Annotated in this window: 12 protein-coding genes; 9 read left to right on the forward strand and 3 right to left on the reverse strand. The window is 45.1% G+C overall.

Annotation, left to right across the window (positions count from 1 at the left end; translation table 11 throughout):
• Positions 1–11 precede the first annotated feature (11 nt).
• The 7 genes from H6571_15110 (at position 12) to H6571_15140 (ending at position 9181) form a co-directional block, all read left to right on the forward strand.
• A complete protein-coding gene (locus H6571_15110) occupies positions 12–1040 on the forward strand; it encodes a VWA domain-containing protein (protein MCB9325067.1) in 1029 nt (342 codons plus the stop codon).
• Between the two features lie 31 nt (positions 1041–1071).
• Complete coding sequence (locus H6571_15115) at positions 1072–1842, forward strand: tetratricopeptide repeat protein (GenBank protein ID MCB9325068.1); 771 nt, start codon at positions 1072–1074, stop codon at positions 1840–1842.
• Between the two features lie 140 nt (positions 1843–1982).
• Positions 1983–2522: a BatD family protein gene (locus H6571_15120; GenBank protein MCB9325069.1), complete on the forward strand. Its 540-nt coding sequence runs from the start codon at positions 1983–1985 to the stop codon at positions 2520–2522.
• A gap of 70 nt (positions 2523–2592) precedes the next feature.
• Positions 2593–4317 (forward strand): protein BatD, encoded by a 1725-nt coding sequence (locus H6571_15125; protein MCB9325070.1) that lies wholly within the window; start codon positions 2593–2595, stop codon positions 4315–4317.
• Between the two features lie 187 nt (positions 4318–4504).
• Entirely contained in the window at positions 4505–5131 is a 627-nt protein-coding gene (locus tag H6571_15130; GenBank protein MCB9325071.1) for a carbonic anhydrase, read from the forward strand.
• A gap of 61 nt (positions 5132–5192) precedes the next feature.
• Complete coding sequence (locus tag H6571_15135) at positions 5193–6857, forward strand: STAS domain-containing protein (GenBank protein ID MCB9325072.1); 1665 nt, start codon at positions 5193–5195, stop codon at positions 6855–6857.
• A 458-nt stretch (positions 6858–7315) separates the two neighbouring features.
• On the forward strand, positions 7316–9181 hold the full coding sequence (locus H6571_15140; protein MCB9325073.1) for a S8 family serine peptidase: 1866 nt from the start codon (positions 7316–7318) through the stop codon (positions 9179–9181).
• A gap of 288 nt (positions 9182–9469) precedes the next feature.
• Here the strand turns inward: H6571_15140 and gldN are convergent, their stop codons facing one another.
• Both gldN and gldM read right to left on the reverse strand, forming a co-directional pair.
• Positions 9470–10297: a gliding motility protein GldN gene (gene gldN / locus H6571_15145; protein MCB9325074.1), complete on the reverse strand. Its 828-nt coding sequence runs from the start codon at positions 10295–10297 to the stop codon at positions 9470–9472.
• A 44-nt stretch (positions 10298–10341) separates the two neighbouring features.
• The gene (gene gldM / locus H6571_15150) at positions 10342–11856 is read right to left on the reverse strand and encodes a gliding motility protein GldM (GenBank protein ID MCB9325075.1); all 1515 of its coding nucleotides are present in this window, start codon (positions 11854–11856) and stop codon (positions 10342–10344) included.
• Between the two features lie 383 nt (positions 11857–12239).
• Here gldM and tatC point away from each other — a divergent pair, with 383 nt between their 5' ends.
• Together tatC and H6571_15160 are read left to right on the forward strand one after the other, a co-directional pair.
• Positions 12240–13097, forward strand: coding sequence for a twin-arginine translocase subunit TatC (tatC, locus tag H6571_15155; protein ID MCB9325076.1), 858 nt, complete (start codon positions 12240–12242; stop codon positions 13095–13097).
• Positions 13098–13148: 51 nt separating this feature from the next.
• Positions 13149–13610: a hypothetical protein gene (locus H6571_15160; protein ID MCB9325077.1), complete on the forward strand. Its 462-nt coding sequence runs from the start codon at positions 13149–13151 to the stop codon at positions 13608–13610.
• A 19-nt stretch (positions 13611–13629) separates the two neighbouring features.
• Here the strand turns inward: H6571_15160 and H6571_15165 are convergent, their stop codons facing one another.
• The gene (locus H6571_15165) at positions 13630–14379 is read right to left on the reverse strand and encodes a tetratricopeptide repeat protein (GenBank protein ID MCB9325078.1); all 750 of its coding nucleotides are present in this window, start codon (positions 14377–14379) and stop codon (positions 13630–13632) included.
• Positions 14380–14401: the final 22 nt, after the last annotated feature.

Here is a 14401-nt window from a genome sequence, read left to right on the forward strand (position 1 = left end):
AAAAACAAAAGATGTTTCGATTCGAACATAGTACGTATTTATTTTTTCTGGCATTGATCCCATTGCTGGCTGTTTTCTTTTTTATCGCTCAGCGTTACCGTAAAAAGGCCATACAAAGGTTCGGAGACTCCCGGCTGATGGATCGGTTGATGCCTGAGCGGTCCAGGTACAAACACGAGCTGAAGTTTTTGTTGTTATCTCTTTGTATTGCCTCCCTTGTGGTGGCCTGGGCCAATCCGCAATGGGGCACCAAAAAAGAGAAGGTCAACAGGAAAGGAATTGATCTGTTTATTGCCCTCGACATCTCCGAGAGTATGCTGGCTCAGGATGTAACCCCCAGCCGGTTATTGCGGGCCCGTAAATTTGCCCAGGATTTGATCGATAATGTCAAGGGCGATAATGTAGGGGCTGTTTTTTTTGCATGTAACGCTTACATGCAGGTCCCCCTTACCGCTGATTATGCTTTCGCGGAAATGTTTATCTCCACCGCGGACCCGGGGATGGCGCCTTCGCAGGGTACGGCCATTGGAGAAGCTATCGACGTTTCGGCCCGTTCCTTCAAAGAGGACAATAAAAACCATAAAGCACTCATTATCATATCAGACGGAGAAGACCATGACGGCAATGCCATTGAAAGTGCCAAAGCCGCCCACGATGACGGTTTATTGATTTATACGGTAGGTGTTGGTTCTAGTGACGGAGCCTTCATTCCTATACAGGTTCAGGGGCGGTCAGATTTCAAAAGGGATGAAAGCGGCAACCCTGTTCGTTCGCAGTTGAATGAGGAGATGCTCAAAAATGTGGCCGATGCAGGAGGAGGAGTGTATTTCAACCTCGCTGCCGGTTCGGAAAAAGTGGCCGAATCCCTCCAGGAACATATTGATGCCATTGAAAAACAAGAGTTTGAACAACGGGTGTTCAATGAATATGAAAGCTATTTCCAATGGTTTGTCGGTTTGGCAATCGTCTTTTTACTGGCAGAGTTCCTGCTTTCATACCGTAAGAACAAATACCTGGCCTCCAGGGATTTATTCAGTTAACCAGTACACCAAAATTTGGAGAAAATCAGCCATGAAGCATTTTAATATTTTATTCTTTCTGCTTATCGTTCCTTTTTTCGCCCAGGCCCAAACAGGACATACCCTCCTGAGGGAAGGCAACAAAGCCTATAAATCAGAAGACTATTCCACTGCGGAAGAAACGTACAGAAAGTCGCTGGAAAAAGAAAAAACAAGTCGTGGAAACTATAACCTCGGCAATTCAATTTACCAGCAGGAACGATACAAAGATGCCATCAAACAATATGAAAATGCCATCAACCAGGCTAATAATAATGAAACGCGTTCCCGCGCCTGGCACAATCTCGGGAATGCTTATTTCCAAACGGAGGATTATGAAAAAAGCATTGACGCCTACAAAAATGCGCTGAGAGCCAATCCAAAAGACCTGGAGACCAAACTCAACCTGGCCAAAGCGCAAATGATCCAGCAGCAGCAACAACAACAGCAACAACAGCAGGATCAGGACGAACAGGATCAGGATAAAAAACAGGATCAGGACCAACAGCAACAAGACCAGCAGGATCAGCAAGACCAACAACAGCAGGATCAACAGGATCAGCAACAGCAGGATCAACAGGATCAGCAACAGCAGGACCAGCAACAGGATCAGCAGGAGAACCAGGATTCCCAAAACCAACAAGGCCAGGAAGAACAGACCAAGGATCTCAACAAGGAAGAAGCTCGCAGATTGCTGGAAGTGATGGATGATGAGGAACAAAAAGTACTTGAAAAACTTCGAAAAGCCCAGTCAAAGGCTTGTAATTCGAAAAAAGATTGGTAATTTTCTGATGCTATGATACTACAATACTACGATGTTTTGATTCTATGATATTTTGATCGCAGCAGCATTATTGCAGCATCGTAGCATTAAAACATCTTCGTATCATTATATCGGAGTATTTTTAATTCAAAATAGAACAGATGAAAAGAAAATATTTAATAGTGATATTGCTGGCCGGACTATTTTCCCTGGACGGATTTAGCCAGTCAGAGGAACCGAGCTTTAGTGTTTCAGTAAGTTCGGATTCTGTTTACTTTGGCAATCGATTTAAAGTTACCTTTACCCTGGAAAACGGACAAGGGGAAAATTTTCTGCCGCCTGATTTTGCATCCTTTCAGATGGCCAGCGGTCAGATGATGTCCTCACGCATGAGCATCGTTAACGGAGAAATGTCCCAGACAAGTTCTTATTTCTTTTACCTTGAACCCAAAGAGATCGGCCGGTACTTTATCGAACCGGCCAGCATAATGGTAGATGGAGAGGTTTTTGAAACGATGCCTTACGAAGTTTTTATTTTAGACAATCCTGAGGGTATTCGTCAGGAAATCGAAGAGGATAAAAGTCACAATTCCTTTTTTCAGGAGTTTGACATGACCTTTCCTCCTGCGCCAAATTTAAATAGCCCGGAACGCAGGGAAATGGAAAAAAGCAAGAGCAAGAGAAAAACGACAAGATTATAGGCATTGCCGGTTGGTAACGGGTATACTTGATTTAGGGTAAAGAAAAAAGTTCAATTGAACCAGCAAGAAGATGAGGATCAGATTTTTAACTATTATTGTACTGTTTTGTCTGCCAGTGCTGTTGATGGCTCAGCCGGCTACCTTCAAAGCTTTTTCTGATGCCCGGCAGATTCTGAAGGATGCTTATTTCGAGGTAAGTTTTACCCTTGAAAACGGAGAGGGATCCAATTTTAAACCGCCTGCTTTCAATAATTTCAAGGTCGTTTCCGGACCTTCACAATCAATGAGCACTACCATTATCAATGGTAAGATGACCCAGGAGGTTTCTTTTATTTACGGGTTAATCCCCAAGGCCGTTGGCCGCCTTACTATTGGAGCTGCGTCCATCATGGTCAATGGCAAAGTCTTAAAATCCGAGCCCTTTACCATTGAAGTGGTCGCGGGTAAAAAAGGTGCAGTGGAGAAGGATAAGGCTGTTTTTATCAAAGCTGAGCCTGCGGCTACGGAAATCTGGGAAGGACAACAACTCCCGCTCGTCTACAAACTTTTCTTTTCCAATATTCAAATTGCCAATATTTCCATCCTCGAAGAATCTGATTACACTGCTTTTTTTGCCCAGAATGTTCGCAATACAGACCTGCGGAATATTCGTGAGATCATCAATGGGCAGCAGTATGAAAGCAGGATCATAAAAAAGATGGTGCTCTTTCCACAAAGAACGGGTACCTTTACCATTGATCCTTTTGTTTTGCAACTGAGTATCGTCACCGGACAAAGCGGATTTTTCCGGCGCAGCGTTGCCTATGAAACAGAAAGCTCTGAACCCGTCGATATTCTCATTAAACCCCTCCCTTCGGATGCGCCGCCAGACTTTAATGGCTCGGTTGGTAAATTTCAAATAAGGACCCAAATAGATAAATCCAGCCTGAGCACTGACGATGCCGTTTCCTTGACATTCACCATAACAGGTACCGGGGATATCAAACGTATCCATGCCCCGGAGCTTCAATTGCCGGGAGATTTTGAGCAATATGACCCCAGCCTCGCCAATGAGAACAGTATTATGGGCCCGGATGGACTTATGCTCAATGAGAAGACTTTTGAATATATCTTTGTTCCCAATCAACCCGGTACCTATGACATTAAACCCACCTTCAGTTATTTTGATGTGGATAGTGCCAAATATGTATCCCTTTACGACAAAACGTATTCCATCTCCGTCACCCAGGGGAAACATAAAAAAGGAAACGTCGCCCTGCCAGAAGTAAAGCAGGAAACCAAAGACCTTCGTCCCATAGAGGCCGTCGCTATTTTGAAAAAGAACAACAATCCTTTTTTTAAATCCCTGCTTTTCTGGATACTCATCATCCTCCCTTTATCGGCCTTTTTGGGTGCTTTTATACTTAAGCGCATAGAAGACAAAAAAGCCAATATTGATCCTTTGGATCTTAAGCGAAAAAGAGCCAGGAAGCTGGCACTCAAACGGCTTGAAACAGCCGAAGCACTCAAAGCAACCGGAAAGACAGCCTCCTTTTACGATGAAATTTCACGGGCCATGTTCGGATATGTGTGCGATAAGCTTCATATTCCTTTTTCTGAACTGACTAAAGAAAACCTGCTCAACCAGCTGCATTCGCTTAAAATAAAGGATACCCTGATCGATGATTTCATGAAGGTGATCAAAAATTGTGAAATTGCCCTGTATGCCGGAATGGATAATTCCGCGGCGATGGAGGAGACTTTTGATAATTCTGTTAAGATTTTAATGGAAATGGAAGAAGGATTGAACGGGTAGTTTAGGTTGTTTCAGGTTGTTTCAGGGTTGCCCCGGCACTGCGTGCACGAGAATCTCCCTTCGGTCGATTTCAGGTTGTTGTTTTGAACCCTGGTGAACCATATTGAAACAACAATCGTTAAAACCTAGAGCATTCGGTACCCGTACGTTTCCGGTAGTAAAACAAGACTTAACATAAAATAGAGATATGAATATTGACCAGATTTTTAAAAATAACCAGGAATGGGTAAAGGATAAGCTGAATCTCGATGCTGAATACTTTAAAAATTTATCCAAAGGACAAAACCCTGACATTCTTTACATCGGGTGTTCAGACAGCCGGGTATCTGCGGAAGAACTTATGGGGATTTCCCCCGGAGAGGCATTTGTTCACCGGAACATTGCCAACCTGGTGCCCAACACAGATTTAAGTGCCATGTCTGTCATTGATTATGCGGTAACTTTTTTAAATGTAAGCCATATTGTGGTATGTGGCCACTATTATTGCGGAGGGGTGAAGGCGGCCATGCAATCCGAAGATTTGGGCTTGCTGAATTCGTGGTTGAGAAATATAAGAGATGTTTATCGGATTCATAAAAAGGAATTGAATGCTATTGAAGACGAAGAAGAAAGATATAAGCGACTGGTAGAATTAAATGTCCAGGAGCAGTGTATCAATGTACTCAAAACCGCTAAAGTCCAAAAATCCTATAACGAAAGAGGGCTGACGGTTCATGGCTGGGTATTTGACATTCATTCAGGTAAATTAATAGATTTAAAAATTGACTTCAGAAAAATACTGGAAGACATTCAGGAAATTTATCGTCTTTCCTAAGTTTATTCACTGACATGAAAAACTTATTCTTCCTATATCCTGATGGCTACCATAAAAAAACATGAACAAGGAATTCATTCCAAAATTGTTTACGATTCTCAAAGAAGGGATCACTAAAGAACAGCTTGTAAAGGACTTGGTTTCAGGATTGATCGTAGGTATTGTAGCGCTGCCTTTGGCCATTGCTTTTGCCATTGCCTCCGGAGTTTCCCCGGAAAAGGGGTTGATCACCGCCATCATTGCGGGGATCATCATTTCCACTTTTGGAGGGAGCAGGGTACAAATCGGCGGGCCGACCGGTGCTTTTATTGTGATCGTTTACGGCATTGTGCAGGAGTACGGGGTCAATGGGTTGACCATCGCCACCTTTATGGCGGGTTTTATCATTATCGGGCTGGGCCTTGCCCGGATGGGGAATTTGCTAAAATACATCCCTTATTCCCTCATCGTTGGGTTTACCAGTGGGATCGCCCTCATTATTTTTTCCTCACAGGTCAATGATTTTTTAGGGTTGGGACTGGCAAAAGTACCCGCTGATTTCATAGAAAAATGGAGCCTTTATTTTTCTTCTTATGCCAAAGTGAACTGGTATGCCCTGGTCATCAGTACCCTTACCATTTTAGTAACCATTTATTTCAAAAAAATAACCCCTAAAATACCGGGATCAATTGTCGCCATCCTGCTCTCGACTTTAGCGGTTACCTTTTTTAATCTGCCCGTTGAAACCATTGAAAGCAAATTCGGTGAAATATCCAATCACTTTACTTTGCCGGTTATTCCTCACGTTGACTACGAAACCCTTAAATCACTTATACAACCTGCTTTTGCCATTGCGCTATTAGGGGCTATGGAATCCCTGCTTTCGGCAGTTGTGGCGGATGGTATGATCGGGGGAAGACATCGTTCGAATATGGAATTGGTCGCACAGGGCGGGGCAAATATAGTGTCTGCCATTTTTGGAGGGATTCCCGTAACGGGGGCTATTGCCAGAACGGCCACCAATGTCAAAAACGGAGGCAGAACGCCCATCGCCGGAATTACGCATGCCCTGGTGTTATTTGCTATCATGATCCTTTTTGCCTCTTATGCAAAACTCATCCCGCTCTCCTGTCTGGCAGGGATCCTGATCGTGGTCGCTTATAATATGAGTGAATGGCAACAATTCAGGTCTTTGCTGAAGGGTAACCGGATGGACATTATCATCCTGCTGACCACTTTTTTTCTGACCGTATTTTTTGACCTGGTCATTGCGATAGAAATTGGCATTGTGCTTTCCAGTTTTATGTTTATGAAGCGCATGAGTGAGTCCGTCAATGTTGAAGCCATTACTACAGATAGCCGGAATGCGGAGTATTTATTTGACAATGAGCTGAAAGAGCTGCCCAGGGATGTGCTGATCTATGAAATTAACGGCCCTTTGTTTTTCGGAGCTGCCCGGCAATTCCAGGAGACCATCATGAATACCAATATTAAACCGGATACCGTAATTATCAGGATGCGGTATGTGCCGTTGATTGATGCGACCGGCTTCCAGGGACTGAAAGAGATCATCAAAACCTATAATTCACGAAACATCCATGTGATACTTTCCGGGGTGAGTGAAAGCCTTTTATTGGATTTTGAAAAAAATGGTTTGTTCTCCGTGATGGAAAAGGATATGATTTTCAAAGATATTAGCGAGGCCATCAAAAAATCCAGGGAAATCAAGGATGCTGCGAGGATTTGATGTTTTGATGCTGTGATCCTGGTTCCAGGAGCTGAAACAAATTTAATCTTCTGAGCCAGGACACTATCGTATCTGGCTCAGAAGGTACCGTCTCTACGAGACTGATCATAACCTATCGAATAGGCTATAGAGAAAATATGGCTAACTTAATGTCCGACGACATGCTGTGTTGGTAGATCAGGGGCGATGCCTGAAAAATGGGGATTTATTGGGTAGACGTTCATATTTTGAAATAATTTTCCCTATTAATGGTTATCTTTGAAAGCGGTGGCATGAATGAAGTTGATCTTTCAGTTTGTAAAGATCTCCCGGCATAGCGCTGTGAAAGGGTGGTGCGACAGCACCAGACCATCCCGAGTTATTCGGGAGCAGGCCGAACGATAGTGAGCCCTGGAACATAGCGACCCGCAGGGTATGCCCCAAAGGAAAAATTTAGTATCATCTAAAAATTCATCCTCATGAGTAAAATAGCAGTAAAATCAGGTAAAGGAAAACTCATCCTTGAAAAGAGCACGAGCCTTGTGGGTTTGAAAACCCATGAATCGGTGGAAACAAAAGACCAGGAATTTGTGGACAAGGAAGTGATACCCAGCCTTGGCGGATTTAACGTGGTTTCCCTGAAAACCGATGAGATGGGGGTCGATGCCAAACTGGATGAGGTGAGGGAAGAGAATGTGGTGGAAGTGGGGACACACGTATATTTTGCCGAAGGAAGCAACAAGCCTGTCATTGCGACAGGGGAGATTTTTATAGCGTTTCGGGACGGGGTAAGTGAAGGCGAGCAGCAGATGGTGCTGGAGGAGTACAAGCTTGAATTGGTGGAACGCCGCAGCAAGCAGCGGGTGGTTGCCAAAGTCACGCCTCAATCGTCCAACCCCTTGAAAGTAGCCAGTGCCTTGCAAACGATTTCAATGGTCGAAATGGCTGAACCGGATATCGATGTACCTATGGATGAATACTTTTCGCCTCCCCAGGACCAGTTGATCCCTCACCAATGGCATCTCAAAAATTCAGGCCACCTTCCGGATGTGAGCTACAATATAAAAACGGGAGCCGACGCCAAGGTGGTGGATGCATGGAACCGGTTGTCGAGCGTTGGAAGCAATAATGTGGTGGTGGCGGTGATCGATAATGGTTTTGATGTTACGCATCCTGACCTGACCAGTAAGGTTTATAAACCTTATGACATCCTCAGTCAATCAACAAATCTTCCGCAGAACCAGGGGTATTCCCATGGCACCCCTTGTGCCAGTGTGGCCATAGCGGCCAATAATGGAAACGGTATCGTCGGGGCGGCTCCGGGGGCACGGTTTATGCCGATCAACGGAACTTCTTTTGATATCCGCGATACGGAGCGGATGTTTGACTATTGTATAGATAAAGGAGCGGATATCATCAGCTGCAGCTGGGGGACGACGGATTCCCGTTTTCAGCTGAACCTGATGAAGGAAGAGGCCATTGCCAAGGCAGCCCGGAAAGGGCGAAATGGAAAGGGTTGTGTGATTTTATTTGCCGCCGGCAATGATAATCTCGACTATGTAAACTATTATGCCGCACATCCGGATGTGATTTGTGTGGCAGCGAGTACGAGCCAGGATGAATATGCCTATTATTCAAACCGCGGCAAAGAAGTATCGGTTTGTGCCCCGTCCAACGGAGATTGGCCCATCATTGCGGCGAGAGCCTGGTGGGACCAGGGATGGCCCGAAGAAACGGGAAATTTCAAGTTCTGGACCGATGGTCGTTCCCGGGGCAACCAGTACAAACATTTTGGGGGAACTTCCAGTGCTACGCCCCTGGTAGCGGGAATTTGTGCATTGATCCTCACGGCCAACCCTGACCTCACGGCCAAACAGGTGAAAGACATTTTGCAAAAGACGGCCGACAAGATCGGCCCTTCATGGGAATACTCCAACGGGCATTCCACCAAATACGGTTACGGTCGTGTCAATGCAGATAAGGCAGTGGCCGAAGCCATCCGTATGATGGATAGCGTAGCCCCTCCTGTCGTTGAAGTCAGCGCACCGGTGACCAGCGGACGCGGGTTGTTCCGGTTTGATGTAAAGAAACAGGAACCTAAAGGCTGGGGAGTCCAGATAGGCGCTTTTTACGAATACGGTAACGTACTGATCGAGGTGGAGAAGTTGCAGAAAAAATTCGGGGAGGCTGTCATTGTGAACATCAATGAATTGAACGGAAAAACCGTGTACAAGGTGGTGGTCGGGGCTTTTGCGACTAAAGCCGAAGCGCTTAGCCTGAAAGCCAAAATCAATGCCGGAGGCTATCCTTCTGCTTTTCAGCGTGATCTGGCGGATTTGGCGTGATGCTTTGCTGGTTGCTGGATGGCTTGTTGCTGGTTACTGGTTGCCCGAGGTGACTTTCTTCGTCGGGCGGGCATTGCGAAAACGCAAAAGGTGTCATCTCGTGCTGGATGCTGGTTAAAATAACGCCCTCCTACCCGAGGGCAGAAAGGCGTCGAAACCGCGTAAATTTTTCTGGTTACTCGTCACTCGTCAATAACTAGTCAACAAGTAACCAGCAACAAGTAACAAGTAACCAGCAACGAGCAACAAGTAACTAGTAACCAGCAACGAGCAACCAGCAACCAGCAACTAGTACGACCATAAATCCTGTTCGTAATTGAAAATTTCCTGTTGAATTCTGTCTCCTTCCAGGAGTAAATCCACACCGGAGAGGTAGCCTGCCAGTCGCCGGTCATGAACATTGGATTCTTTCATGATATAGCTCGAAAACATCCGCATTTCCAGGAGGTCTTCCCACGTCCTGTTTCCAAAATCATTTTGGGAATTAAAGACCTGGAATTGGGAAAGGTAATCCCTTGCATGGGGATAATAAATCCAGAAAAGGGGTTTTTCATACCGGATGCCACTGTTTTCTCTTTCCACTTCCAGTATCGGAGCGATGCCTAGAATCCTGACTTTCAACGTAGAGGCATTGTTATCGAAATACCATATCTCTTTGAGGCGGTAACATTTAATGTCCTCAGGATCCAGTGCATTGACCACTTCCCGGGGCGTAATTTTTCCCGTCACAGGGTCGATAATATCGACGGTATCTTTCCGGTAGAGTTGGTCAAAAAGGTCTTTTGGGGTAATGGGGGTCGTAAACTGATCATCTTCTGTATCGTAAGCCGTCAGCGCCCCCGAACGGATGCCTTCTTCCAACAGGTTGAACAAATATTGCTTTGGATAACGAAAGGGCAGGTTGATCTTCTCCCGGGTGTCAATCACTCTCCAGATGCGTTTCTCCCATAAAATATCTGCCGGCCGGGCAGGAGGATAGGCTAAAGCTCTTGCGGGGTTTAGTTTACTCCTGTCCACAATGCCGTCCAGTGGAGGAGCATACGATTCAGTTTTATTTTGTGCAAGTACAGATTGAACAAAAAAGATAACAGGGATAAGCAAAAGAATTTTTTTCATTTTTTAATGGTTTGAAAATTAATGAATTATTGAAGTTTTAACCGCTATTTGATTTTGAAGATCAGGCCGCTGATGTTACGGGTATGTTCGTCCCCCGGGCATTTCACGCGGATGTCATCAAAATAATAGATGTCGTTGGACCTTGCCTGCTGAACGATATCAAGGGCCCTGGGTTGAAATTTACCCCCCTGGTTATCGGCGACTTTGGCATCGTCGTTTTTGGGTACGCGAACCACTTCAAAGGAGACGATATTGCAGCGGGCATCAAAATCAAAGCCTTCCAAAACGGGGATAAGGCCTTCCTGGACACGCATTTCCCCGGCGCTTAATTGTCCGCCTTTGCGGCGGCCGAGTTGTGCGACGGGGTCAGGAATGCGTTTGACGCGATACTCAAAGGTGACCGGTGCCATGCCATCCCCGGAGACGCTGATCACGGCTGTTCCTGTATGACTTGGGTTGGCCCTGTATTTATTACCAGCTGTCCGGGTAATTTGGGTGCCACTGGCGTTCACGCGAATTGAACCGCTTGAAATGCCGGCCGCGGAAATGGAAATGGGGTTGTCCACGCCGATATACAGGACATTCATTTTATCGGCGGAAACGGTGACCGACCTGGTACCCACTTCATAGGAAAAATCCTTTTTGAAAACTTCTTTTTCACCGGTGACCGGGTTGCTCAGTTCCACCTTTACATGATGCGTATGAGTGCCAGAAGATCCTACGGGGCGGCTAAAAATGGCTTTACCGTTGGCCACCTCATAGGGTTGCCCATCGACCCATATAGCAATATTGTCGGAAGAGGAACTGTATGCCGCCAGGCTGATCTCCCCATTGAAAGTTTCCCCGCTGGTGAGGTAACTTTTTTCCATGGAAATGATGGGGACGAAAGCATCTGGTTTATTGATCTCAATGCCTGTTTTGCCGAGAAAGTAATTCAGCAGTACGGTTTCGGAAATGCGAATATCCTGTTGAAATTTGCTGAGAATAGGCAGAACAGCCGCTACGGGCATTTGCTGAAAGGTGAACTGGGCCCAGTTCTTTTTTTCTGAATCTATGGGAACCTTTTTAAGATTCAGCGGAATGGCGTTTTTCAAAACGGTGCGTTCCTCCTCATCAAGCAGCTGCAGGAGGTCATTCCGGGCTTCGATCACTTTTTGTTTTAATTCCTCGCCCCGGCCTTCATTGACAAGTATGCGGGTAGGGATATCTTTATCCGTTTTACGAACCGCTTGTCCGGATTCATCCAGGCCACCCGCTTCCCGGACCAGGTTTTGTTTCAATTGTTCTACATAGTCATAAAAAGTTTCGGTAAGGGTAAGAATGGCATCAGCTTTTTCCCGGTAGGGTTCAAATCGGGTATATGCCTCCGCCTGGGTTTTGATGGCCTGGTAAATTTGCTGGTTCGAGCGATTGACCACCTCGCTGCTCTCTTCCATACTTTCGTCAATGGTATGAAAGGCATTCAGTATTTCAGCCGAGACGTTCAGGGCAAGGATGGCGGTAAGGACGATGTACATGAGGTTGATCATCAACTGCCTGGGTTCTTTTGGAATAGACATGGTTTAGTCGTTTTTAAATTTAAGCAATAGGTTGGTTGCCTCCCGTGAACCCCTGCATAAAGCATTGGTTACGGAAAGAAATAAGGCAAAAAAATAACTTTTCGAAAGGTTGTCTTTCGATCGAATAAAAAACTAAAATACGCGGTGGAAATGCGAATACCCTGAATGGGAATCCACTATTTGTTTTGAAACAGTTGGCGGGTTTTGGTATTTAACCCGGTGCTTTTTTGATCCGGCACATACTAATAATGTGAGAATGTCTAAAAGTAACCATTGCGACAAAAAAAATTTCTACTTTTGTGCTTGATTATTTAAACTCCTGAAACGTTGGAGTATCCAATGCATTAAAAATGAGTGAAAAGATCAGTTCTAAAAAAAACAAAATGGCGCTGGATCAAATAGATGTCGACAAAGAATTTGCTGAGGAAGGACATGGACCTGAAATGAGCTTCCTTGAGCATTTGGAGGAATTGCGCTGGCGCATAATACGTTCCCTGGGCGTAATTGTTACTTTGGGGATCGCCTTATTTTTGGTTAAAGGGTGGTTATTCGAATCGGTCATATTGGGGCCTTTTAACAAGGATTTTTTTTCCTACCGGATGTTTTGCCATTTTTCGGAAATGATAGGCGCTTCGGGAACCTTATGTTTTAGCCCTCCTGATTTGGGTATCCAGGCAATTGGGTTTGCCGAACCTTTTATTACGAGTATCAAGGTGGCTTTTATTGCTGGGTTTTTCGTAGCCTTCCCATACGTTTTTTATCAATTCTGGAGATTTATCAGTCCGGGACTTTACGATAAAGAAAGAAAAGTCACCCAGGGCATTGTTATCATTTGTTCTGCATTATTTTTTACAGGCGTATTGTTCGGATATTTTATTATCGCGCCTTTTGCGATCAACTTCCTGGGGAATTTCGTCCTTCCCGGTGTCAACAACATTCCAACCCTGTCATCGGTTATCAGTTACATGGTGATGTTTACTGCTCCGGCAGGGTTGATCTTCGAATTGCCCATCGTGGTGTATTTCCTTTCCAAAGTAGGATTGATCACCCCCGGAATCATGCGCCAATACCGCAGGCATTCGATCATCGGCATCCTCATGCTGGCGGCCATCATAACGCCACCCGATGTACTCACCCAGTTTTTGATCGGTATTCCGCTTTATATTTTATATGAACTGAGTATTTTTGTTTCCTGGAGGGTCGAGAAAAAAAATGAAAAGGAAATGGCATCAGAAAACTAAAATGGATTCTGGCCACATTGCCCTTTAAAACCAATAAACAAAAACCTATTCATGGAAAGAGTATCTACCAACGCAACGCTTTTTTACCGGTTGTTTTTCCCTATATTCTGGATCGTCTTTTTTGGGGCATTCACCATAGCTGTATTTGTGGCCAACCGGCCGATGTACGGTGAGATTCCAGGAAACTATCTGCGGCTCGGATCTGCCTTTTTCTACCTTTCTGGGGTGGTGATCCTGTATTTTACTTTGATGAAGCTCAAGCGGGTGGAAATGGATGATCAATTCGTTTTTATTACTAATTACCTCAGACACTTCCGTTACCCCTGGCACAATATTGAATCAATCGAAGAACATAAATTCCTGTTTTTAAGACTGGTCACCCTGACTTTCAAAACCCCTGGATCCTTCGGCAAAAAGATCATCTTCGCGGCCAGTAATCAGCTCTACACGGGGTTTCTCAACGACCATCCTGATCTGAAAAAAAAGGTGAAATTTATTGGAAAACAGTCTTAGTCCAATATTAACCTATCCCTCAATCCAATTTCTTCAGCGCTTTCTGCGCCTCTGCGTAATGTCCGCTCCCTTCGGGAATTTGCATCAGGTAATCCTTACAGGTTTTTGTATCTCCTTTTTTTAATGCCGTAAGTGCAAGGTACCAGACAGCTTCCGTTTTATAGGCCGTATCCGAGGTACTTATTTGCTGAAATAAAGTTCCGGCTTTGTCATATTCATTGGTTTCCAGCAGGCAAATGCCGAGGTAAAACCAGGCTTGTGTGTTCTCGTCGTGTGCTAAAAGGTAAGTTTGTAATGGCTGTATCGCCCCGGCGTAATTTCCTGCATTAAAGGCTTTTTCAGCCTGAGGGAGCCATTCTTCCGTTCCGCCCATTTCTGTAAAGGAAGCTTTAGGATGATGGGCAAGGTCAGCGTATTGAAGGGATGCCGAAGGCTTAAGATAAGGCCAGGCAAATACGATGACCAGTACTACGGCCGCCGCCACCGCAATACTTCTGATCCACTGACTGCGCTGAAGGGTGATCACTTTTGCTTCTTTCTTTTCTTCCGCAAAAAATGCTTTGCTTTCCGAGGTCAGGGTTGCTTTCACCGCAGCATTTTCCTGCTCGTGTTGAAAATCCGCCGCCAAAGTGCTTTCGATCTCGCGGTAAAGCTCCAGTTCAGCCCTCAACTCCGGCTGTTCTTCCAGCGTCTTTTCAAAGGCGGCCTGATCCTCTTTGGAGAGCACTCCATTCAGATAATCGTCTATATTTTCGTAAAAATTTTCCATTTTTTAATGCTATTTTTTTGAT

This window comes from Lewinellaceae bacterium (assembly GCA_020636105.1).
In the GTDB taxonomy this organism is placed as follows: domain Bacteria; phylum Bacteroidota; class Bacteroidia; order Chitinophagales; family Saprospiraceae; genus BCD1.

Bases quoted from the DNA above. Each gene is read 5' to 3' on its own strand.
- H6571_15110 (MCB9325067.1), top strand. From the start codon at position 12: ATGTTTCGATTCGAACATAGTACGTATTTATTTTTTCTGGCATTGATC.
- H6571_15115 (MCB9325068.1), top strand. From the start codon at position 1,072: ATGAAGCATTTTAATATTTTATTCTTTCTGCTTATCGTTCCTTTTTTC.
- H6571_15120 (MCB9325069.1), top strand. From the start codon at position 1,983: ATGAAAAGAAAATATTTAATAGTGATATTGCTGGCCGGACTATTTTCC.
- H6571_15125 (MCB9325070.1), top strand. From the start codon at position 2,593: ATGAGGATCAGATTTTTAACTATTATTGTACTGTTTTGTCTGCCAGTG.
- H6571_15130 (MCB9325071.1), top strand. From the start codon at position 4,505: ATGAATATTGACCAGATTTTTAAAAATAACCAGGAATGGGTAAAGGAT.
- H6571_15135 (MCB9325072.1), top strand. From the start codon at position 5,193: ATGAACAAGGAATTCATTCCAAAATTGTTTACGATTCTCAAAGAAGGG.
- H6571_15140 (MCB9325073.1), top strand. From the start codon at position 7,316: ATGAGTAAAATAGCAGTAAAATCAGGTAAAGGAAAACTCATCCTTGAA.
- gldN (MCB9325074.1), bottom strand. From the start codon at position 10,297: ATGAAAAAAATTCTTTTGCTTATCCCTGTTATCTTTTTTGTTCAATCT.
- gldM (MCB9325075.1), bottom strand. From the start codon at position 11,856: ATGTCTATTCCAAAAGAACCCAGGCAGTTGATGATCAACCTCATGTAC.
- tatC (MCB9325076.1), top strand. From the start codon at position 12,240: ATGGCGCTGGATCAAATAGATGTCGACAAAGAATTTGCTGAGGAAGGA.
- H6571_15160 (MCB9325077.1), top strand. From the start codon at position 13,149: ATGGAAAGAGTATCTACCAACGCAACGCTTTTTTACCGGTTGTTTTTC.
- H6571_15165 (MCB9325078.1), bottom strand. From the start codon at position 14,379: ATGGAAAATTTTTACGAAAATATAGACGATTATCTGAATGGAGTGCTC.